This window comes from Thermoanaerobacter uzonensis DSM 18761, from assembly GCF_900129115.1.
Lineage (GTDB): Bacteria > Bacillota > Thermoanaerobacteria > Thermoanaerobacterales > Thermoanaerobacteraceae > Thermoanaerobacter > Thermoanaerobacter uzonensis.
Genome location: NZ_FQUR01000011.1, coordinates 107,961 through 130,262, shown reverse-complemented (window position 1 = coordinate 130,262; position 22,302 = coordinate 107,961). Strand labels below are relative to the sequence as shown.

Below are 22,302 nucleotides of genomic sequence, written 5' to 3'. Positions count from 1 at the left end.
AAAGGCAAAAAACAAGTAAAAATAAGACAAACCAGTATTTTAAGAATTTCCTTGAATTTTCCCTTGGTTTTCTACTAATTTCTTTTTCTCTTTTATTTTCTCTTCATCTGCAAGATAATAATGCCTTATAGGCTTTAAATCATCATCAAGCTCATAAACTAAGGGAATACCTGTAGGTATATTAAGTTCCATTATCTCTTCATTTGAAAGATTGTCAAGATATTTTATAAGCCCTCTTAAACTATTTCCATGGGCAACTATGAGGACTTTTTTACCGGATTTTATCGTCGGCGCAATTGTTGATTTCCAATACGGAATAACTCTGTTAATTGTATCAATCAAGTTTTCAGTGAGGGGAATTTCATCTTCAGAAAGGTCAGCATATCTGGGGTCAAAACCGGGGTATCTTGGGTCATCTTTTGTCAATGCGGGAGGCCTTACATCAGCAGACCTTCTCCATATTTTCACCTGTTCTTCACCATATTTTTGAGCAGTTTCGGCTTTGTTAAGTCCTTGTAATGCTCCATAATGTCTTTCATTAAGCCTCCATGATTTATAAACCGGTATCCACATCAAATCCAATTCGTCAAGGACAATCCACAAAGTCCTTATAGCCCTTTTAAGTACAGAAGTAAAAGCACAGTCAAAAGTGTATCCTTCTGCCTTTAAAGTCTTGCCACTTTCTCTCGCCTCTTCAAGCCCTCTTGGCGACAGATCCACATCCGTCCAGCCAGTAAATCTATTTTCCATATTCCACAGGCTTTCTCCATGTCGCAGTAAAACAACCTTATGCATACTTTTTCCCACCTTTCACATATTATATATCAAAAATTTATACAAAGATTTTCTGTCTTTTCATATTCTATCCTGTTTTCTTAATTATATCTCACTTAAAACTTAAATACAATAGTATTGATAATTATTCTTATTTAAAATTTATGCGCATCCGAAAATCTATCTTTATAAAATACTATCTATTTACGCAAATTTTTGGCAAAATAATATGTATTGCCAGATTATTTTACTTTGACAATGCCGTCCATATAAAGGAATTTCGGGTTTTATTTTTCGTGCTTTCTGAACTGCATTTACATAAAGAGCAACCATAATAATTTTACACGGACAAAAATCCAATTCTCCCTTGACTTAAAAGATTAAGTGTATTACAATACACATTAGGAGGTGTATGTGATGAGAACAAATATAGTCATAGATGAAAATCTCATCAAAGAAGCGTTAAAAATCTCAGGATTAAAAACTAAAAAAGAAGTTGTCAATTTGGCTTTAAAAGAATTTGTAGAAAATCGCAGAAGAAAAAATTTAATGGAGATAAAAGGAAAAATACAGTTTGATGAAAATTATGATTACAAAAAAATGAGGGAAAGCAAATGATTTTGGTAGATACATCTGTTTTAATATCTTTTCTGAAAGGCATAGAAAATAAAAAAGTAAAAAAATTTGAAGAAATAATACAGAATAATATCCCCTTTGGAATAAACAATTTTATCTATCATGAACTATTACAAGGAACAAAAACTGAAAATGAATTTAATTTAATTAAAGAATATTTAAGTACGCAAAAATTCTATGACCTAAAATATGGTATCAAATCTTATGAAAATGCTTCAAAATTGTATTTCAAGTGTAAGAAAAAAGGAATCACCATTCGCAGCACTATAGATTTGCTCATAGCAGAAACAGCCATTGAAAACAATTTATACCTGTTACATGATGATAAAGATTTTTCTTTAATTGCACAAGTTGATGAAAGATTAAAAGAGTATTAAAACTATTCAAAAGGCTTTAAATTACTCAGAAAAAGGTTTCTTAACAATTTGTTCCTAAATAAATTTAATAGCCTTCTCCAAAAATCTTTTTATACAAATCTTCACCATAACTTGTTTGTAATGGTTCGCCTTCGACTATTTTAAAAGTACGCTTACCGTCCTCTCCTCTTTCAGCTCGCAAAAAAATGACATTCTCCAGTTTTTTATTATAAAAACTATAGGCAAATTCAAACAAATGTGTCACAAAAAAGATTTTAATGCGTTTTTCAATCAATGCAGTAATTATTTGCCTTGCAATTTCCGAACCTTCTCTTTCATTTGTCGCGGCAAATGATTCATTAAATAGTACCATGGAATTTGGCTTTATATTGTCTACTATATCACTCATCCTGCTAAGCTCTTCATCAAGCTTTCCACTTTTCATGGTAGCATCTTCTTTTCGTTTATAGTGGGTGAAAATCCCATCACATATGTTGGCAGAAAAATATTCGGCTGGCACAAACATACCACATTGCATCATCAACTGGGCCAAACCTATGCTTCGCAAAAAGGTAGATTTACCCCCTTGGTTAGCACCTGTAATTATTGCTAGGTCTTTATTATCAGCATTTAAATCGTTGCCGACGACTTTTTGTTTCATTGTCAAAGCCAAACAAGCATCATATAATCCTTTAAAAGAATGCCTGCGTTCACTGGATACTACCGGAATAGGGAAAGACACCGGCTCTCCAATTTGGGCAAGTTGCTCATATAAATTCAAACAGCCAATGTAAAAAGCCAATTCAGTCCGCAATATGTTAAAAAAACTGAGAATATGATCAGCAGACTGAGCAATGGCATTTGCCACAAGGTTGATTCCTCTGTCTTTTAAGTCAGATAAAGCTCTTGCACCGCTTTCATCGCGCTCACTTATATAAAAAGTATAAGCATCCGGTCTTTTTAAAAAAATCCTGTCTATTAGACTTTGTTTTTTATCCTCCCGTTTGCGAAGAATATAATTGACACCTTTATTGCCTTTACCCAACTCAGCACTGATCAAAATTCCATCGCGAAATTCCAGTTCTTTTAAATGATTTTGGACATTTTCAAAATATTCATCATTAAGTTCTTTTTTGAGCATTGCAAAAAACCTTTTAAAACCCTCTGATTCGAATTTATCGGCATGTTGGTCAGCAATACTCTTTAGTTTTTTCAGCATTCCAATAAACATATGCAATACATCCATTGAACTATGAAGTATAGCTGCAGGGTACCTGGTGAAAATGCTAAAATAATACTTTTTCTCGTTTTCAATTGCTTCTACCGCTATATCATAGATATTCCTAACAATAGAAGAATTTTTTAGAGAATCCTTCAAAACATCTTGGCGATATAATATTGTATCCAGATCACTATACACACTGTATAAAACATATTTTTTTGCCACTTCAAATAAAAAATTATCACCACGGGACATAGCATTGAACAAAGTGTTTAATTCCAAATCTTGTATCAATGCTTCTTCGTCCGCGGACAATTTTTGTTCCAGGTCAAAATCATGATCTCTATACATAAGTAAAACTTTCATAATTTCATCCTCTCCTTTAAGCAGTTATACGTTAGCCTGTATTTTTCAGCAATTGATATAGCGTATGAAAGCCCATCAGGCGGTCTTCTAACAATTTTATATGTGCGCAGTGCCGGATTCTCAGGAACTATCGTACTGACCATACTTACAATCTTTTCGCTTAAGAATGCTAATTCATCTATAAATGTTACCCAAACGCACAGCACATCTAATTGTATTATTTTTCCCATTATCTTCTTACTTAAAAATAATGCGTCTTTTGCTGTGGTAGATGTGAAAATTTCATTCATTATTATAATACTGTTTGATGTGGCCTGGGCAAGAATATTGTAAATTCTAAACAATTCATCTTCCAGTTTTCCACGAAGATCTTTAATATTTTCTTCCTTTTCAAAATGTGTAAATAGTTTATCAAAAAGAAAGAGTTGAGCTTCCCTTCCGGGAACAGGGCAGCCTATACTGGCCAAATAATGCAATTGTCCAAAAGTGCGTGCAAATGTTGTTTTTCCTCCCTGGTTCGGACCGGTAATTACAAATATACGCTCTTTACCTTTTAAATAAAAATCATTACAAACAACGACCGAATTTTCGTTGATGAGTTTATAAGCCAGAGCTAAATCAAATCCTTCGTAATTATAAACTTCCTTGCATTTACTAGATATTTGTGGATAACAAAATTTTAGTCCAGTGCGCTTGAATAGTGCCATATATTCCAAATAAGCAATATAAAATTGTACTTCCCTATCAAAAGTAGCTATTGTCTCATCTAAATAATCACTATTTTTCATACAATAATTATCAAGATTAGAAAATATATCAGGATATAACTGAGCTACTAAATCCAATATTTTTGCTTCGACATGGTTCATATCTGGCCAATCAGAAAATTTGATTTTATAATCCTTTGCTGCTTCCTGTTTGAATTTTTCAAACGTTTTTTCTACTTCTGTACTGTAATCAATTTCAGATTCATATTTACGAACCGTCACACGGTTACCTTTTATTAACAAGCAATATTTCACTGTAGACAAATCAGCTTTAAGTTTTTTCGTTTCACTCAGTAGCAGCTGAAAACGGTCAGAATTGATATAATCCATCAAATATTGACGAAATGCTAAAAAACCACGAGATTTTAACTCTACAGAAGACAAGTCTTCTACTAAATCAGTAATTGCATCGCAGTAGATTTCTACAGCATCCAAAAACCATCTGTCTTTCTGGTATTTGTAGTAAAGTTTGTCTGCTTGAGCAAGGTGTTTGCGCATTTCTTGCATTTTTTCCGCAAATGATTTTATATCCTCAAGCAAAACTTCATTTTCAAGGTCTTGCATTATTTCATGGCGATACTTGATAGTATCAATATCGTTTAAATGAGTGTAAAAAAACGGTTTTAAATTATATTCTTCTTTGCCTCTTGTTATGACATCTACAATTTGATCAAGATTTAAGTCAACAAAAAAATCAGGCGCTTCAAATGTTTCTTTTTTTACCCCATCTTCGTTTTTTTCAAATAATATGCTATGAAAAGGCATAAGAAAGCACCTCTCTTTCAAAGTTGTAGGCAAATGCACTAATATAAAAAAGCTGACAACCCCTACGTTTTTACCGTAGAAGCCATCAGCTGTTTATCAGCAGTTCGGATTTTCCAAAAGGGGGCTTCATCCCTCTTTAAATATTATATCACTTTTTTATGAAGCCTGCAAGAATTATATGGAAATTTGCTACAAAGCATAATGTTTATGTTTATTTGTTTAAAATAAAAAGATTTTTGTATTGTTTTATATCCAGATTTTGTAATACTTCTTATTATTCTATAAGTAAACTCAACAATATAAAATACTTGATATCATTATTTTGTAGTATAATGATAATATGAGAAAAATAAATATTCATTCATTTTATGTTTTGGGAGGGATTTTATTGAATAAAGGTAAAAGTATAACATTCAATACTTTAATACATTGGGAAGAATTTCGCAAGCGTATTATAGTTGAAGGCATTATAACAGGTTTTTTTGTTGGATTGATTATTGCTATTTTAAGATATATTCTTGAAAAAACAAATATTCTTGTAATAAGTGTATACAAAATTCTTCATACAAATCCTTACCCGTTAATTGGCTGGATAATTTTCCTTTCTCTAATAGGCTTAATATTGGGTATAATAGTGAAAAAAGAACCTATGATAAGCGGTAGTGGTATACCTCAAGTTGAAGGCATGATTATTGGTTATATAAAAGTTAATTGGTTACGAGTTTTATTGCTAAAGCTCATAGGTACTATTTTAGCGATAGGTGCAGGACTTTCTTTAGGACGCGAAGGTCCATGTGTGCAAATTGGTTCTTCAATCGGGCAAGGAATAAGTAGGTTGTTTGGTAGATTTAGAGTTGAAGAAAAATACCTTCTTACATGCGGAGCTAGTGCAGGGCTTGCAGCAGCTTTTAATGCACCACTTGCAGGAGTGATTTTTGCTCTTGAAGAACTGCATAAAAATTTCTCACCATTGGTACTTGTATCTAGTATGGTTTCATCACTTACATCAACTTTTGTAGCTGGTGAACTATTAGGAATCAAACCTATTTTTAATCTGAAAAATCTAGCAGTAATGCCGCTTAATAATTATCTTTATCTTATTTTACTTGGAATTATCGTTGGATTATGTGGAATCGTATTTAATAAAACCCTTTTAAAGACTCAAGATATATACAACATGTTAAAAATAAAATCACATATGAAGCCAATAATACCTCTTATTATATCCGTTGCAGTTGGACTATGGGTACCTATGGCACTTGGGGGCGGTGAGGGTCTTGTCGATACATTAAGCAATAATAGTTTTAGTTTAAAATTTCTAATTTTGCTATTAATTGTTAAATTTTTATTTACGATGGTAAGCTATGGTTCAGGTGTACCAGGAGGTATTTTTATGCCCCTCCTTATAATAGGTTCACTGATTGGCAACATATATGGAACTGTCATAATTAACATAATGCACATAAACCCTATTTATATCAAAAATTTTATTGTATTTGCTATGGCAGGATATTTTGCTGCTATAGTTAGGGCACCGATAACAGGTAGTTTGCTTGTAACTGAAATGACCGGTTCATTTAGTCATTTGTTAGCCCTAAGCACTGTTTCTATAGCAGCATATCTTTCATCAGATTTGTTCTCAAATATGCCGATTTATGAATCTTTGTTAGAACGTCTGCCGATAAAGAAAGAACAAAAATCTATAACTGCCAATAAAAAAAGAAAGACGATTTTCGAAATGCCTGTCTGTGTAGGCTCAAGTTTAGATGGCAAAAAATTAAAGGATATTAGCTTGCCCCAAAATTGCTTACTTGTTGGCATAAAGAGGGGAACGCATGAATTAATACCAAAGGGAAATACAAAAATTCTAGCCGGCGATTATCTAGTAGTCCTTGCAGATGAAGATAAAGCTACAGAAATTAGAGAAATTTTATTGAATATGACACAGAGGTAAACAACTCTTAAATAGACACGGGGAGAGTTATTCTAGTTTGATTTTTCAAACAAGAAGAACTCCCCTTTGTACTCTGTTAATTATTATACGTAAGCTCTGTAATCACCCATTTACCTTTTATTTTCTCTACAAGCATTATCAATTTTTTAATATCTCCATAGGGGTCCGCCGGGTTGACCTCGTAAGAATCTGTAAAAACATACACATAGTAAAAGTATCCTTTCCTATCTCTGAGAACAGTTTCATCGGGATTAGCAGGTTCCACTTTGTAATAATAGGTATACTCTTCTTCTTTATAATCGCTATAAAGGGCCTTTTTTACTATATCGCTCAAATAAGAATATACCGTGTTGTCCCTGATTTTCCCAGTCAGATGGTAATAATCGGCTTCCCTCAAAACTTTTTTAATTATCTCATACTGTTTCTGTCTTTCTGATTTTACAATATTTAAATCAGGCTGGACTGTAGAATTGTTTATATCCTTCTCTTCTACCACAGGAAGCACATCTGTTACATCTATTAAAAACACCTTTTTATTCTCAAGAATGCGTTTTTTATTATCATATAAGAATTTCAGAAGCTTTTCCTGGTCCTCATAAATATTGCTCTGTTCTGTAGAATTTGACAAATTCACTTGCTCAGTACTTTTCTTATCAGGGACTTCAAGATTAATTATGACCCATATCAAAGGCAAAATTAAAAAGATGAACAAAAAGACAAGTATTAAATTTCTCCTTCTCATAATTTCCCCCTCCCTATATTAAAAAATAGCTTAATTATAAAGCAATAAAAATTTTGGTATTGCTTTACCATCTTCATTTTGTACCCAGGTTAGAATGTCATAGTAAATTGTTGGTCCGCTTATAATTGGAATATTTATAAGTTGAGTTTTATTTTTGAAGATATTATAAACTTTCATGCTGCTGTTATTACTATACCATGTAACATAGTCTTTATTTAAGGAGACAGCCCACACCTCACTGCTGTATGTTGGAATTTCTATCTTTTTTTTACTTTTAATATTGTAAAGTATGGCTTTCTTATTTTTTTCTACCCACACAACATTGTCTCCCCATATATTTGAAAAAGCACCTTGCTCAGATAATTTTAAAGTTTTATTTTCTGCAATACTATACAAATACACTCCGCCAATATCTTCTTGTCCAGATATTTTTGACTCATCCCAAACTATATAATTTCCATATATGTGAGGGCTACTAAAATGATAATTATCATTCCCTTTTAAAGTTTGTATTATTTTCTGTTTGTTCTCTTTTAAATCATATAAAAATATTGAACTTGACTTATTATCTCCATCTGATTCATAAGTTGACCATACAAGCTTTCCGTTGTTAATGGATAAATGTGGTTCAACACTAAACTGATTATTTAAAACATCATCTTCACCAAATTTACTTTTTGCAATCATTTTTAGATCTTGGGTATTTAAATCTTTGATGTATATTCTCCAGTCATCTCCCCACATTCCCATATTATCTGATGCTTCAACCCAGCCTATATATTTACCATCTGTAACAGCACTTTTTATATTTTTACTGTAATCTACAGGTTTTACTACAATCTCAGTTTTTGTACTTTTAATATCATAAAATCCTAAACTTATTTTATTGTTTTCATCGTATATCGCAAGCAATACCTTCTTTTTATAAGGGTCAAAGCCAACAGGAAATTGTTTTTCTTTAAGTGAAACAACTTTGTTTATATCTATCTCATCATTTACTTTGGTATTTGCCTTTATGCCACAAGAAGAAAATGCAATGGAAATGATTAATAACCATAAAACTATAAGAACTTTTTTCAATGCTTTTCATCTCCTTTCAATACTATCTTCCTCTTTTATTTCATTATAACTTTTTAAATGTTAAAATTTATTAAAAAATTATTAAGTTTTGGTTACAAAATGGTTACAGAGTAAATTGTTCCTTCCCTAGTATCCTTAGTATAAAGTACATAGGTATACTTCTATTCTTCTAAAAACAATCACTTATCCAACAAGATATAATCTTATCCGAAAACCAAACTCTTTCCACAATCATCTATAAAGTAAGAAGGTCATCCGGATGACTCATCTCATCGAAAAATAGGAGGTGTAAGATTGGAAATCATACAAGAAGTAAAGAAAGCCAAGCAAAGTCTTATAACATAAGATATGCCATAAGAAAATCCAAAAATCAAAATAATGTACATAATTCCAGAAAAACCATGTCCAAATTTAAATATTAAAGGAAGGTATATGCCATTTAGAAAACTCACCGCCAGTATGCCGTAAATTACAGCATCTGTGTAAGCTCAAGTTTAGATGGCAAAAAATTAAGGATATTAGCTTGTCCCAAAATTGCAAGTTCATATTCACCAATATTGATAGGCAAATCAGTTTTTCCATAAATTTCTTGAAAGCTTTTAATATCTGAAAATTCCTTATCGAATTTTTTTACCAAATACTTCTTACCATCTATTTCAGTTAACTTATATTGCCCAAAATCTAAGTTTTGTCTCTCTTTTTCAATTATGTAATCTATTTTCTTTTCTTCTTCACTTAAAGACACATCTTTTGTGTCATCTTTTATTCCAAATATTTTTGTACCCTCTTTGATTATAAATTGATATACTACATCACTCAAATTCTCCAAATATTTAAAATCAATTTTATCAATTGTATCTTTTGTCGTATGTAACACTTCCACATTCTCCTGACCTATATTTACAGATTTTATATTCTCTTCTGAAAATGATAAGTGGTCACTCTCATATTCCACTGACATTTTACTTTTAAAATTATTTTCACTTAAATATTCATTCAATATCTGCATTAATGGTCCACTTACATTTTTATCACCTGCAACAGCTATAACTCCACCGTTTTTAATTCCTATACTGTCAATATTTATATTATAAATATTTTTATAATCTTTTTTTAATAGCTGAACAAAAGACTTGCTTCCAAAACGTCCATATTCTTCACCGTTAAATGCGCAAAAAACTATATCAAAATCCAATTTATTTTTATCAGTATATTCCTTTAATTTTTTGGATAAGTCCAATAAAACCGCAAGTCCTGTTGAATTATCGGCAGCGCCCGGATAAATATTATTTCCAGTTGTACCTACATGGTCAAAATGGGCAGATAAAACTAATGCGTTATTTTTGTTACTGCCTCCTATTTTCCCAACAACGTTATAAACCGTTTTTATCTCTTGTTGTAATTTGATTTCATACAATAATTCTGCATCAGGATTTAACTTTAATAAATCATATGCCTTTTTACTAATTTGAATTAAAGGTATAGTTTCTTTTGTTCTTACATTCTTTGTAAAATTATTTTTCTTTATTAAAACCAACTTAGCTACACCATAAACTTTCGCAATATTTTTTCTATCCTCCAGAACAACCGCTTTTTCTTTTAAAAAAGGGTCATTTATATCAAACGTTATAGAGCAGTTTAACATAATATCGTTTACGGGATTGTTTTCAAGATAATCTATTCCGTATAATAGTTCCTTTTTGTTGCCATCTTTAAATTTTACATTCATAACATGTACCTGCTTTTTCTCATCAAATACAGGTTGTTTATATTCATATAAATAATTAATGCCGTCATATGGCTCTATGCCTAACTCTTTAAATATTGATTCAATTAATTTTGCCACATTATTATTTTCTTCCGTACCTGCAAGCCTTCCTTTATATTTATCTGAAGAAAATTCTTCAACACTTTGTTTTATCGTAAAATCTTTTTGGTTAAATATGTTTTGAGGCCAGCATCTAGTAATTAATAACAATAATGTAATTAAAATTATAAAATGTTTTTTGTTTACAACTATACCTCCTGCCTTTGTTTTAAGTACATTTTACCATGTAAATTTTTATTTTTCAATACAAATGAATTAAATAATTACAATTTTAACTTGTTTTAAAATAAATTGTATGATAAAATATCTCATGTAAAATATTTAAGTTAAAATTTTCACTATAAGATTAGAGGGAACACAATTTAAAAATAAGGGAGGATTTTTAAATTGTGTTCCCTCTAATCTTTATTTTCACACTTTATAATGTTACCAAACATGTATACTATATATATTGAGATTCTTAGTTCCAAAATCAGTGTAAAAAAATATGAATAGAAAATCAAACTTTATTGAATATACAGTAAAAAGCCTATGCACAAGTCTTCCGCATAGGCTTTTTACAATATATTCGGTGAACCTATTGTCTTTTTCTTTTTTAATGTGTTTTTAAGATCTATCGCCCCATATACATCTTTTTCTATTACATCGCTGAATTTTTTAAGTTCTTCAAGTGATAAATCTTCAATTGCTAAGTTTCGTTCTATCGCATATAAGACAACTTTGCCTGCAATTTCATGGGCGATCCTAAAAGGAATACCTTTTTGTACAAGATAGTCTGCAAAATCTGTAGCATTCATGTAACCATATTTTGCAGCTTTTTCCATCTTCTCAGTCTTTACTTTAATTGTCTTTATCATTTCTGTAAAAACTCTTAAAGACATTTTTAAAGTATCTATTCCATCAAACAAAGCCTCTTTATCCTCCTGCATGTCTTTGTTATATGCAAGAGGAAGTCCTTTCATCACAGTAAGTATTGTAATCAAATCGCCGTAAACCCTGCCGGTTTTGCCCCTTATAAGTTCTGCTGCATCGGGATTTTTCTTTTGTGGCATCATACTGCTTCCTGTTGAAAATCTATCATCCATCTCAATAAAATCAAATTCTTTGGTCGACCACAAAATTAATTCTTCTGAGAACCTACTTAAATGCATCATTGTTATAGAGGCAAAGCTTAAAAATTCTATTACAAAGTCTCTATCGCTTACACCATCCATGCTGTTTAAAGTTATATCATCGAACCCTAAAAGAGATGCCACGTATTTTCTATCGATATCGAAGGTGGTACCCGCAAGTGCACCAGAGCCCAAAGGCATTACGTTGACTCTTTTCACCATATCCTCAAGCCTTGATAAATCTCTTTTAAACATTTCAACATAGGCAAGAAGATGATGTCCAAAAGTCACAGGCTGTGCCCTTTGCAGATGCGTATATCCCGGCATAATCGCTTCTTTATAAGTTCCAGCCATTTCATTTAAGGTATCTATAAGTTTTGTTAAATCCTCTTTTATTTTGTCTATCTCATCTCTTAAATAAAGCCTTTCATCTGTCGCAACTTGGTCATTTCTACTTCTTCCTGTGTGAAGTTTGCGCCCTGTATCACCTATTTTCTCAGTTAAAAGCCTTTCAACATAAGAATGAACATCTTCATCATTTGGTATCTCTCCAACATTGGTTTCATCAAGAATTTCCTTTAACCCTTTTTCTATTAAATTGAGTTCATCTTCTGTCAGCACTCCAGCTTTATAAAGTCCTTTTGCATGGGCAATTGAGCCTAATATGTCATGCTTTAAAAGCCTAATATCAAAAGAAATGGAGGAATTAAACTCCTCCATTAGTTTGTCCGTCTCGCTTTTAAACCTACCTCCCCACAGCTTCATCCATATCCTTCCTTCCCATTTCCATCAAAGCCTTAATTTTTAAAGAAAGCCCAAAGAGGTTTATAAATCCCTCTGCGTCTTTTTGGTTGTAAACATCATCTTTACCAAAAGTCACAAATTCTTCATTGTAAAGAGAATAAGAAGATTTTACTCCGGCGTTTATGACATTTCCTTTATAAAGCTTTAGTCTTACAACACCTGTTACATTTTTTTGCGTTTCCTCTACAAAAGCGTCTAGCGCGGCTTTAAGTGGTGAAAACCACAAACCGTTGTAAACAAGGTCTGCATATTTCTGTGAAACCAAATCCTTAAACCTCATTGTTTCCTTATCAAGCACAAGATATTCAAGTTCTTTATGAGCAGTGTAAAGCAATGTCCCTGCAGGAGTTTCATAAACACCGCGAGACTTCATTCCTACAAGTCTATTTTCCACAAGATCGGCTATCCCTACGCCGTTTTTTCCTGCAATTACGTTTAATTCTTCTATTAATTTGACAGGTTCTAAGGCTTTGCCGTTTACTTTCACAGGTATGCCCTTTTCAAATTCTATAAGCACATATTCTGGCTTATCTGGGGCTTTGTCAGGTGGAGTGATTATATCGTAAAGGTCACTTTTAGGCTCATTCCATGGGTCTTCAAGGTCTCCTCCTTCATGGCTTACATGCCACAAGTTATTGTCTACACTATATATTTTTTCTTTAGTAACAGGGATCGGTATCCCCTTCTTTTTTGCATAGTCTATTTCATCTTCCCTTGATTTTAAATCCCATATCCTCCACGGGGCTATGATTTTTATTGAAGGGTCAAGAGCATGTATTGATACCTCAAATCTCACCTGGTCATTGCCTTTTCCTGTTGCACCATGAGCTATTGCCTTTGCACCCTCTTTGTGGGCAATTTCCACAAGTTTTTTGGCAATTAAAGGCCTCGCCATAGAAGTGCCTAAAAGGTATTTCCCTTCATAAACAGCACCAGCCTTTAAAGTAGGAAATATATAATCTTTTACAAATTCTTCTTTTACGTCTTCAATATATACTTTGCTGGCACCACTCGCTAAAGCCTTGTCTTTTATATATTTAATTTCTCCTCCCTGTCCTACATCAATACAAGCCGCTATTATCTCACATTCATAGTTTTCTTTAAGCCATGGTATAATTACTGATGTATCAAGTCCTCCTGAATAAGCAAGTACCACTTTTTCGCCTTTTAACATTTTTAAACACTCCTTATAAAACTAAATTTTTGACATTATCCTTTTGTATTTCTTGATATTCATTTACAGATAAAATGGACAAGCCATTCATATTTACCTTTGACACAGCATTTAATGCCGCTTTTATAGTATCTATAGATGTAAAAAGAGGAATTCTGTATTCTACTGCTGTTCTTCTTAACTTAAATCCCGTATTATCAGGTTTTTTGCCTTTTGTCGGTGTATTTACTACAGCGTCAAAATATCCATCCTTCAGCAATTTTATTGCATGATCTAAAGACATAATATTTACATGAATACCAATCAAACTCAAATACTTCCCCGTCCTGTATGTGGCATATATTTCATACCCTAAGCCCTGCAATTTTTCTACTAAAGATACCGCTTCTTGAAAATCTCTTTCCGCTATTGAAAGAAGTATTTTCCCTTTTTTAGGTATTTTAAGGCCTGCTCCTTCTAAAGCTTTGTAAAGTGCTCCTTCATAAGTTAAATCTATACCCATTATTTCTCCTGTTGATTTCATTTCAGGACTTAATGAAACTTCAACATCTGTCAATTTTTCCATGGAAAATACAGGAGCTTTTACAACCGTATATGGGGTCTGCGGCCATAAACCGCCTTTATAACCTAACTCTTTTAGCTTTTTGCCTAAAGCCACTTCTACCGCCAGTTTCACCATAGGTACACCTGTTGCTTTGCTCATAATAGGTACCGTACGCGAAGCTCTAGGATTTACTTCTAACACATATACAGTACCTTCTTTTACTGCAAATTGAATATTTATAAGTCCCTTTACATTTAAAGCTTTTGAAATCTTTTCTGTGTATTCGATAATAGTGTTTATCTCCCGTTCAGACAAACTTCTTGCAGGATATATTGAAAAACTATCTCCTGAATGCACTCCAGCTCTTTCTATGTGTTCCATTATTCCGGGTATTAATACACACTCGCCATCTGAAACTGCATCAACTTCTACTTCTCTTCCATCTATATATTTATCTATTAAAACAGGTTTGCCGGGAGATACTTGGGTTGCATTTGAAACATAGTCGATTATCTCTTGAAGTGTGTTAACTTTTTCCATGGACTGACCGCCTATAACATAGGATGGCCTTACAAGAAGTGGAAAACCAAGTTTTAAGGCTATATCTTTTGCATCTCCTACTGTTAATGCATATTCACCTTTAGGTTGATTAATGTTTAGCACTTTTAAAAGTTTTGAGAATTTTTCTCTATCTTCACTTATATCAATGCTTTCATGGGATGTACCTATTATTTTCACTGCATTTTTAACTAACTCTTCTGTAAGATTAATTGCTGTCTGGCCGCCAAACATTACCATTACACCAAGTGGCTTTTCTTTTTCATATATGTTTAAAACATCCTCCAATGTAATAGGCTCAAAGTACAACCTGTCTCCCGTGTCAAAGTCTGTGCTGACAGTTTCAGGGTTGTTGTTTATTATGATAGATTTAATTCCAGCTTCTCTTAAAGCCCACAAGGCTTTAACAGAACAGTAATCAAACTCAATTCCCTGACCAATTCTTATAGGACCAGAACCTATTACAATTACTTTTGGTATGTCATGGATCTCAACTTCGTCTTCTTCGCCATAAGTTGAATATATATATTGTGTAACTGATTCAAATTCCGCTGCACAAGTATCTACCATTTTATAGGAAGGATATATGCTATATTCTTTTCTTAAGGCTCTCACATCTTCTTCTTTAATTCCCTTTATTGTTGCAATTTCTCTGTCTGAAAATCCCATTCTCTTTGCTTTTTTAAGAATCTCTTCCCTTAACTCATTTTTCTCTATTTCCCTCTCCATATTTATAATATTTAAAAGCTTGTTCAAAAACCATTTGTCTATTTTTGTAACGTCATTAATATAATCAATGTCTATATCGCGGCGAAGAGCTTCTGCTATATAAAATAGTCTCATGTCATTAGGCACTGATATGCTCTTTAGTATTTCTTCTGTTTTCATGCCTTTTATATTGTTTAATTGAAGGCCGTAAGCTTTTATCTCTAATGACCTTACGGCCTTCAAAAGGGAGGCTTCAAAAGACCTTTCTATTGCCATTACTTCTCCTGTCGCCTTCATCTGTGTACCTATTTTTCTATCAGTAGTATAAAATTTGTCAAAAGGCCATCTCGGTATTTTTGTCACAACATAATCCAGTGCAGGTTCAAAAAATGCAGTAGTTTTACCTGTTACAGGATTTTTTATTTCATCAAGTCTAAGCCCTATTGCAATTTTTGCAGCAATCTTTGCAATAGGATATCCCGTTGCTTTTGATGCCAGTGCACTTGAACGACTAACCCTTGGGTTTACTTCTATAACATAGTATTTGTGGCTTTGGGGATCTAAAGCAAATTGGATATTACATCCTCCCTCAATTTCTAAAGCCTTGATTATTTTAATGCTTGCACTTCTTAACATTTGATATTCGTAATCTGACAAAGTTTGCACTGGCGCTACAACTATACTATCTCCTGTATGAACTCCTACTGGATCAAAATTTTCCATGCTGCAAATAGTAATACAATTATCATCAGCATCTCTCATTACCTCAAACTCTATTTCTTTCCATCCGTACAGAGATTTTTCAACAAGCACTTCTTGAGCCATGCTTTTTTTAAGGCCTAAATCTACAATCGATATAAGTTCCTCATCATTGTTGGCTATACCACCGCCTGTACCTCCGAGTGTATATGCAGGCCTTATTATCAAAGGATAACCGCAATTTTTAGCAAATTTTAAGGCATCCTCTACATTTGTGACTGTGATACTTTCAGCAACTGGCTCCCCTATTTCCTGCATTTTTCTTTTAAAAAGTTCTCTGTCTTCTGCAGTTTTTATTGACTCAAAAGAAGTTCCCAAAAGTTTTACATTGTATTTGTCTAAAATTCCTTCTTCTTTAAGTTTAACAGCAAGATTAAGCCCTGTCTGTCCTCCTAAGGTAGCAAGAATTCCATCGGGTTTTTCTTTAGCTATTATTTTTTCAACTACAGAAACAGTAGGATTTTCAATATAAACAATATCTGCTATATCAGTATCAGTCATTATGGTAGCTGGATTGTTGTTTACCAGAACAACTTGTACGCCTTCTTCTTTTAGGGATTTACAGGCTTGGGTTCCTGAATAATCAAACTCCGCTGCTTGCCCTATTATAATAGGGCCCGAGCCTATTACCAGAACCTTACTAATATCCTTATACTTCGGCAAAATAAGACCTCCTTTTGTAAACCATGACTATATCCATGAATTTATCAAAAATCTCTGTTGAATCACGGGGTCCAGGACATGCCTCAGGATGATACTGTACAGAAAAAACTGGCAGAAATTTATGCATAATGCCTTCTACTGTTCCATCGTTTAAGTTTATGTGGGTTACAGTTATCTTGTCTTTATCTATTGACTCCTCTTCAACAGCGTATCCGTGGTTTTGAGAAGTTATATAGTCTTTATTTGTCAGCAAATCTTTAACAGGTTGATTTGCACCTCTGTGGCCAAATTTCATCTTTACTGTATTGCATCCAAGAGCAAGGGCTATTATTTGATGCCCTAAGCATATTCCAAGCACAGGTTTTATACCCATAAAGTGTTTAGTAAGTTCTATTGCATAAACTGCATCTTTAGGGTCACCCGGTCCATTTGAAAGAAATATTGCATTGGGATTTATTTGCATAACATCATCATAACTTGCATTATAAGGAAACACATAAATGTCAAATCCAACTGAATTTAGCATTTTTAAAATGCTCTTTTTTGTACCAAGGTCAATAAAAGCAAGTTTTGGACCAATACCTGCTATACGATACGGCTTTTTCGTAGAAACTTCTTCTAAAAGATTTGCTTGGTCAAATTCTATGTTGTCATCAGGGCTACAAGTTATAATCCCTCTCATAGTTCCATTTTCTCTAAGCTTTTTTGTCAAAGCCCTTGTATCAATTCCCGATAATACTGGTATGTTGTGCTTATCAAGATAGCTCAAAAGTGACTCCTCACTTTGAAAATTGCTAGGCTTATCGCAATATTCCCGTATCACAAATCCCCTTATATGAGGCTTTTCTGATTGAAAGTCGTATTTGTTGATGCCATAATTTCCTATTAAAGGATATGTCATGACAACTATTTGGCCTGCGTAGGAAGGATCTGTTATGGCTTCTTGATAGCCTGTCATCCCTGTGGTAAAAACAACTTCTCCATATCCTTTTTGGTTTTTGCTTATTAACTCACCTTCAAATATGCTTCCATCCTCAAGTTTCAAATAACCTTTCATGCTAAAACCCCATTTCACAAAGTACATCCTCCAGTATTATTAACGCCGTATCTATTTCCTCTTCTGTCACAGTAAGAGGAGGAACAAACCTTAAAACATTGTGGCTGATACAATTTATAAGTAAGCCTTTTTCCATTGCCTTTGTCACCATATTCGAAGCCTCTTCCATATCCATTTCGCAGCCTATCATAAGGCCCTTTCCTCTCACTTCTTTTATGACACTGTATTTCTCCTTTAAATTTTCAAGTTTCTCCTTAAAATACTCACCTTTTTGAGCCACACTATCTAAAAAACCTTCCTTTGTTATTTCATTCATCACTGCAATTCCTGCGGCGCAAGCTAAAGGACTTCCGCCAAATGTGGAGGCATGGTCTCCCGGTTGAAAAACAGCTTTATCCTCTTTTGCGACAATAGCTCCTATTGGGAAGCCTCCTCCCAATCCCTTTGCCAAAGTCATAATGTCAGGAGTTATGCCATAATGCTCATATCCAAAAAGTTTTCCCGTCCTTCCTATACCTGTCTGCACTTCGTCTATTATAAAGAGAATGTCATTTTTATCACATATTTCTCTTGCCGCCTTTATATATTCCGGTGTGGCTTCATGGATACCACCTTCGCCTTGCACTACTTCCAGCATAATTGCACATACTTCATCATCAATTGCATTATAAAGAGCATCAATATCATTAAAAGGTACATATTTAAAACCAGAAAGAAGTGGGCCAAAACCTTTGTGATATTTCTCTTGACCTGTCGCAGTAAGTGCCCCAAAAGTTCTTCCATGAAAAGAATTTTGGGCAGATATAACTTTGTACCTTTTACTACCGTATTTTAAGGATGCATATTTTCTGGTAAGTTTTATTGCGCCTTCATTTGCTTCTGCACCGCTATTTGCAAAAAATACCTTATCCCCAAAGGAGTTTTCTGCGATTATCTTTGCAAGTTCTATCTGGTTCTCATTCCAATAAAGATTAGAACAGTGTATAAGTTTTTCGGATTGGTTCTTTATGGCATTAACTAATGCCTGATGACAATGCCCCAGTGAATTTACTGCAATGCCTGCAACAAAATCGAGATAAACATTCCCTTTGTCATCCCACACTTTTGTCCCTTTTCCCTCTGCTAGGGTAATAGGGTATCTGCTGTAAGTATTCATTAGATATTTCTTATCCTCAGAGGTTATCATCGTCAAAACATTCCTTTCCTATCATAGTACCTATTCCTTCATCAGTAAAAATTTCAAGAAGCAGTGAATGAGTAAGTCTTCCATCGATAATATGAGCTCTTTTTACACCATTTTCAACAGCTTTTATGCAACATTCAAGTTTTGGTATCATTCCACCGTTTATCCGTCCCGAATTCATAAATTCTTTTGCATGCTCTAAGTCCATTCGGGATATTAGGCTGCTTTTATCATTTATATTTGATAGAATTCCTTCAACATCTGTAAGTAAAATTAGTTTTTCAGCCTTTAATGCTTCTGCGATTTTTCCTGCTGCAGTATCCGCATTTACATTGTATGTTTTGCCGTCATCTCCGAAAGAAACTGGTGCAATAACAGGTATATAGCCTTTTTCCAGCATCATCGTTATTACATCTATGTTTACATCTACAATTTTTCCGACGTATCCTATGTCCCCATTCGATATGTCCTTTTCCGCCTTTAAAAGTTTGCCATCTTTTCCACTTATGCCAATCGCCTGGCCACCTAGTTCATTAATTAAAGACACAATTTCTTTATTAATGCGACCCATCAGTACCATTTCAACAATTTCCATAGTGGCTTCGTCAGTAACTCGCAGTCCATTTACAAATTTTGACTCTATCCCTAACTTTTCTAACATCTTATTTATTTCTGGTCCACCGCCATGTACAATTACAGGATTTAATCCTACAAATTTCATCAATACAATGTCCTGCATTACCATTCTTTTTAAATTGCAGTCTAACATTGCGCTTCCACCGTATTTTATTACAACTGTCTTGCCGGAGAACTTTTTAATATAAGGGAGTGCTTCTATTAAAACATGGGCTTTTGCGATTTCGTCACCATATTTTTGCTTTCTAATCATGTTCTATAACTCCCGTTAATTTTTACATAATCATAACTTAAGTCGCACCCCCACGAAGTCGCACTATATTCCCCGGCCTTCATATCTACGGTTATAGTAATTTCTTTTTCTTTTAAAATTTCTTTGGCTAAAGCCTCATCAAAAAAGATGTAACCTCCATTTTCACAAACTTTAATTTCTCCTTTCACGCTTTTTAAATATATATCTACTTCATTTACGTCAAAATCTGCCCCTGAATACCCCACTGCCGCGAGAATCCTTCCCCAGTTGGCATCTTCACCAAATATAGCTGTTTTTACAAGATTTGAGTTTACGATAGACTTTGCAGCTAATCTTGCATCTTCTTCAGTTTTTGCATTTACAATATTTACTTCCATGAACTTAGTTGCTCCTTCTCCATCCTTCACAATAAGTTTTGCAAGGGTTTTATTCACATACTCTAAGGCTTTATAAAACACATCAAATTCATGAGCCCCTTCTTCTATTGTTTTGTTTTGCGCTTCCCCATTTGCAAGTATTATCGCTGTATCATTTGTGCTCATATCCCCATCAACAGAAATCATGTTATAAGTTTTGTCTACAGTTTCTTTAAAAGCTTTATTTAATGCAACCTTAGTTATATTAGCATCTGTAAGTATAAAAGAAAGCATTGTGGCCATATTTGGATGTATCATACCTGATCCTTTTGCAAACCCTGTCATTGTAACAATTTTGCCTTCTATTACAAACTTAGTTGTCACACCTTTTAAAAAAGTATCTGTTGTCATTATAGCTTCAGCCGCCTGGTACCCACCCTCTGTTGAAAGATTTTCTGCCGCAGTCTCAATCCCTTTTAAAACTTTTTCCATAGGAAGAGGTGCACCAATAACCCCTGTAGAACATACCAGCACATTTTCTTCATCTATTTTAAGAAGTTGTGACACTTTTTTTGCCATGTTAACAGCATCCCCAAAACCTTTTTCTCCTGTGCAGGCATTGGCATTGCCACTGTTTATAATGATCGCCTGTGTTGTACCTTTTTCTATTCTTTTCATATCAAGAAGGACTGGCGCCGCTTTAACCTTATTCGTTGTAAATACTGCTGCTGCATTTGCCACTTTTTCTGAATATATTAATGCAATATCCTTTTTACTTTTTTTTATCCCTGCAAAAATGCCTGAAGCTAAAAAGCCTTTTGGCAGTTCAATGCTTCCTTCTAAAATCTCCAACTCTTCCATTATCAAATCCTCCAAATCCCTTTATTTTTTATTTGTGTTTTTATCTAAGGATATATTGGAACTATATCAAGTCCAGTATTTTCATTTATTCCAAACATAATATTCATATTTTGCACTGCCTGGCCTGACGCCCCTTTAACAAGATTATCAATTGCAGACATCACTATTAAAGTATTAGTATGTTTATCAACTTCAAACCCTATGTGACAAAAATTCGACCCATAAACATTTTTTGTTGCGGGGTAATTACCAGGTTGTAACACTTTTACAAAATACTCATTTTTATAAAAATCTGTGTAAACATTATAAACAGTGTTTATATCCATATCTTTTTTTAGTTTGCAATACATAGTACTTAAAATTCCTCTTGTCATTGGCGTAAGGTGGGGAGTAAACACAACAGATACTTTTTCTCCGAAAGCTTTTGAAAGTTCTTGCTCCATTTCTGGAACATGTCTATGCTTTGCAACATTATACGCTTTTATGTTTTCATTGCATTCTGCATACATATTGTTATGGGAGGGATTGTGACCTGCCCCTGATACACCTGACTTTGAATCAACAATTACCTCCCCCTCTATTATGCCATTTTTCAAAAGAGGCATAAGCCCTAATATAACGCTTGTAGGATAACATCCCGGATTTCCTACTACTTCAGCCTCTTTTATAGTTTCTCTGTAAACTTCCGGAAGACCATATACCCTTTTAATACCTTCATAATTTTCATAATCTCCGCCATACCATTTTTTGTAGACGGAATAATCGTCAAATCTAAAGTCAGCTCCTAAGTCAATCACCTTTACTCCTTTTTTCACAGCTTCTCTGGCAATTTTTGAAGCATGACCTGAAGGCAAAGCCGTAAATATGACATCGCATTCTGACATTGCCTTTTCTAGGTTTAAATCTTCCAACTCTTTGTCGCAAAAACCAATGAGAGATGAATAAACATCCGAAATTGCTTTGGTATTATAACTTTGAGAAGAAAGATATTTTATTTCTACTTTTTCATGCTTTGAAAGTATTCTTATAAGTTCGACCCCCGTATAACCCGTTGCCCCAAATATTCCTACCCTCACCATTTAAAGTGCCTCCCTCTTTTACATCCTCTGTCATTTATTAATATATATACGATTTAATTTATATT

At 33.5% G+C, this 22,302-nt stretch carries 17 protein-coding genes and 1 riboswitch; of the genes, 3 read left to right on the top strand and 14 right to left on the bottom strand.

The window, feature by feature from the left end:
* Nucleotides 1-39: 39 nt before the first annotated feature.
* Nucleotides 40-795, bottom strand: coding sequence for a 2,3-diphosphoglycerate-dependent phosphoglycerate mutase (gene gpmA / locus BUB32_RS07420; RefSeq protein ID WP_072968779.1), 756 nt, complete (start codon nucleotides 793-795; stop codon nucleotides 40-42).
* A gap of 396 nt (nucleotides 796-1,191) precedes the next feature.
* On the opposite strand from gpmA, the gene BUB32_RS07415 reads away from it, so the two are divergent.
* Both BUB32_RS07415 and vapC read left to right on the top strand, forming a co-directional pair.
* Nucleotides 1,192-1,392, top strand: coding sequence for a type II toxin-antitoxin system VapB family antitoxin (locus BUB32_RS07415; RefSeq protein WP_006569717.1), 201 nt, complete (start codon nucleotides 1,192-1,194; stop codon nucleotides 1,390-1,392).
* The gene (gene vapC, locus BUB32_RS07410; RefSeq protein WP_072968778.1) at nucleotides 1,389-1,787 is read left to right on the top strand and encodes a type II toxin-antitoxin system VapC family toxin; all 399 of its coding nucleotides are present in this window, start codon (nucleotides 1,389-1,391) and stop codon (nucleotides 1,785-1,787) included. Before BUB32_RS07415 ends, vapC begins: the two co-directional genes overlap by 4 nt.
* Before the next feature lie 64 nt (nucleotides 1,788-1,851).
* Here the strand turns inward: vapC and BUB32_RS07405 are convergent, their stop codons facing one another.
* Together BUB32_RS07405 and BUB32_RS07400 are read right to left on the bottom strand one after the other, a co-directional pair.
* Complete coding sequence (locus tag BUB32_RS07405) at nucleotides 1,852-3,354, bottom strand: MutS-related protein (protein ID WP_072968776.1); 1,503 nt, start codon at nucleotides 3,352-3,354, stop codon at nucleotides 1,852-1,854.
* On the bottom strand, nucleotides 3,351-4,886 hold the full coding sequence (locus BUB32_RS07400) for a MutS-related protein (RefSeq protein WP_072968774.1): 1,536 nt from the start codon (nucleotides 4,884-4,886) through the stop codon (nucleotides 3,351-3,353). The genes BUB32_RS07405 and BUB32_RS07400 overlap by 4 nt, the downstream gene beginning before the upstream one ends.
* Nucleotides 4,887-4,955: 69 nt before the next feature.
* A riboswitch (Fluoride riboswitch) is annotated at nucleotides 4,956-5,029 on the bottom strand.
* Between the two features lie 245 nt (nucleotides 5,030-5,274).
* On the opposite strand from BUB32_RS07400, the gene BUB32_RS07395 reads away from it, so the two are divergent.
* The gene (locus tag BUB32_RS07395; protein WP_072968771.1) at nucleotides 5,275-6,840 is read left to right on the top strand and encodes a ClC family H(+)/Cl(-) exchange transporter; all 1,566 of its coding nucleotides are present in this window, start codon (nucleotides 5,275-5,277) and stop codon (nucleotides 6,838-6,840) included.
* Nucleotides 6,841-6,916: 76 nt separating this feature from the next.
* Here the strand turns inward: BUB32_RS07395 and BUB32_RS07390 are convergent, their stop codons facing one another.
* The 11 genes from BUB32_RS07390 to argC form a co-directional block, all read right to left on the bottom strand.
* Nucleotides 6,917-7,582, bottom strand: coding sequence for a hypothetical protein (locus tag BUB32_RS07390; protein ID WP_072968768.1), 666 nt, complete (start codon nucleotides 7,580-7,582; stop codon nucleotides 6,917-6,919).
* 30 nt (nucleotides 7,583-7,612) lie between these two features.
* On the bottom strand, nucleotides 7,613-8,662 hold the full coding sequence (locus BUB32_RS07385) for a hypothetical protein (RefSeq protein WP_072968766.1): 1,050 nt from the start codon (nucleotides 8,660-8,662) through the stop codon (nucleotides 7,613-7,615).
* 469 nt (nucleotides 8,663-9,131) lie between these two features.
* Entirely contained in the window at nucleotides 9,132-10,640 is a 1,509-nt protein-coding gene (locus tag BUB32_RS07375) for a M28 family metallopeptidase (RefSeq protein ID WP_072968761.1), read from the bottom strand.
* A gap of 407 nt (nucleotides 10,641-11,047) precedes the next feature.
* On the bottom strand, nucleotides 11,048-12,367 hold the full coding sequence (argH, locus tag BUB32_RS07370; protein ID WP_072968759.1) for an argininosuccinate lyase: 1,320 nt from the start codon (nucleotides 12,365-12,367) through the stop codon (nucleotides 11,048-11,050).
* Nucleotides 12,348-13,580: an argininosuccinate synthase gene (locus BUB32_RS07365; protein ID WP_072968756.1), complete on the bottom strand. Its 1,233-nt coding sequence runs from the start codon at nucleotides 13,578-13,580 to the stop codon at nucleotides 12,348-12,350. The genes argH and BUB32_RS07365 overlap by 20 nt, the downstream gene beginning before the upstream one ends.
* A gap of 13 nt (nucleotides 13,581-13,593) precedes the next feature.
* Nucleotides 13,594-16,812 (bottom strand): carbamoyl-phosphate synthase (glutamine-hydrolyzing) large subunit, encoded by a 3,219-nt coding sequence (gene carB / locus BUB32_RS07360; protein ID WP_072968754.1) that lies wholly within the window; start codon nucleotides 16,810-16,812, stop codon nucleotides 13,594-13,596.
* Complete coding sequence (carA, locus tag BUB32_RS07355; protein ID WP_072968890.1) at nucleotides 16,799-17,869, bottom strand: glutamine-hydrolyzing carbamoyl-phosphate synthase small subunit; 1,071 nt, start codon at nucleotides 17,867-17,869, stop codon at nucleotides 16,799-16,801. The genes carB and carA overlap by 14 nt, the downstream gene beginning before the upstream one ends.
* 1 nt (nucleotide 17,870) lies before the next feature.
* A complete protein-coding gene (locus tag BUB32_RS07350) occupies nucleotides 17,871-19,055 on the bottom strand; it encodes an acetylornithine transaminase (RefSeq protein ID WP_072968751.1) in 1,185 nt (394 codons plus the stop codon).
* Nucleotides 19,042-19,941 carry an acetylglutamate kinase gene (argB, locus tag BUB32_RS07345; RefSeq protein ID WP_072968749.1) on the bottom strand — a complete coding sequence of 300 codons (900 nt, stop codon included), beginning with the start codon at nucleotides 19,939-19,941 and terminating at the stop codon, nucleotides 19,042-19,044. The genes BUB32_RS07350 and argB overlap by 14 nt, the downstream gene beginning before the upstream one ends.
* Nucleotides 19,938-21,158, bottom strand: a complete 1,221-nt coding sequence (gene argJ / locus BUB32_RS07340; RefSeq protein WP_072968746.1) for a bifunctional glutamate N-acetyltransferase/amino-acid acetyltransferase ArgJ — start codon at nucleotides 21,156-21,158, stop codon at nucleotides 19,938-19,940. Before argJ ends, argB begins: the two co-directional genes overlap by 4 nt.
* A gap of 44 nt (nucleotides 21,159-21,202) precedes the next feature.
* Nucleotides 21,203-22,237, bottom strand: coding sequence for an N-acetyl-gamma-glutamyl-phosphate reductase (gene argC / locus BUB32_RS07335; RefSeq protein ID WP_072968744.1), 1,035 nt, complete (start codon nucleotides 22,235-22,237; stop codon nucleotides 21,203-21,205).
* Between the last annotated feature and the right edge of the window lie 65 nt (nucleotides 22,238-22,302).

What these genes read in the sequence shown, in the direction of transcription:
- gpmA (WP_072968779.1), bottom strand. Translation starts at nt 795, where the DNA reads ATGCATAAGGTTGTTTTACTGCGACATGGAGAAAGCCTGTGGAATATG.
- BUB32_RS07415 (WP_006569717.1), top strand. Translation starts at nt 1,192, where the DNA reads ATGAGAACAAATATAGTCATAGATGAAAATCTCATCAAAGAAGCGTTA.
- vapC (WP_072968778.1), top strand. Translation starts at nt 1,389, where the DNA reads ATGATTTTGGTAGATACATCTGTTTTAATATCTTTTCTGAAAGGCATA.
- BUB32_RS07405 (WP_072968776.1), bottom strand. Translation starts at nt 3,354, where the DNA reads ATGAAAGTTTTACTTATGTATAGAGATCATGATTTTGACCTGGAACAA.
- BUB32_RS07400 (WP_072968774.1), bottom strand. Translation starts at nt 4,886, where the DNA reads ATGCCTTTTCATAGCATATTATTTGAAAAAAACGAAGATGGGGTAAAA.
- BUB32_RS07390 (WP_072968768.1), bottom strand. Translation starts at nt 7,582, where the DNA reads ATGAGAAGGAGAAATTTAATACTTGTCTTTTTGTTCATCTTTTTAATT.
- argH (WP_072968759.1), bottom strand. Translation starts at nt 12,367, where the DNA reads ATGAAGCTGTGGGGAGGTAGGTTTAAAAGCGAGACGGACAAACTAATG.
- BUB32_RS07365 (WP_072968756.1), bottom strand. Translation starts at nt 13,580, where the DNA reads ATGTTAAAAGGCGAAAAAGTGGTACTTGCTTATTCAGGAGGACTTGAT.
- carA (WP_072968890.1), bottom strand. Translation starts at nt 17,869, where the DNA reads ATGAAAGGTTATTTGAAACTTGAGGATGGAAGCATATTTGAAGGTGAG.
- BUB32_RS07350 (WP_072968751.1), bottom strand. Translation starts at nt 19,055, where the DNA reads ATGATAACCTCTGAGGATAAGAAATATCTAATGAATACTTACAGCAGA.
- argB (WP_072968749.1), bottom strand. Translation starts at nt 19,941, where the DNA reads ATGATTAGAAAGCAAAAATATGGTGACGAAATCGCAAAAGCCCATGTT.
- argJ (WP_072968746.1), bottom strand. Translation starts at nt 21,158, where the DNA reads ATGGAAGAGTTGGAGATTTTAGAAGGAAGCATTGAACTGCCAAAAGGC.
- argC (WP_072968744.1), bottom strand. Translation starts at nt 22,237, where the DNA reads ATGGTGAGGGTAGGAATATTTGGGGCAACGGGTTATACGGGGGTCGAA.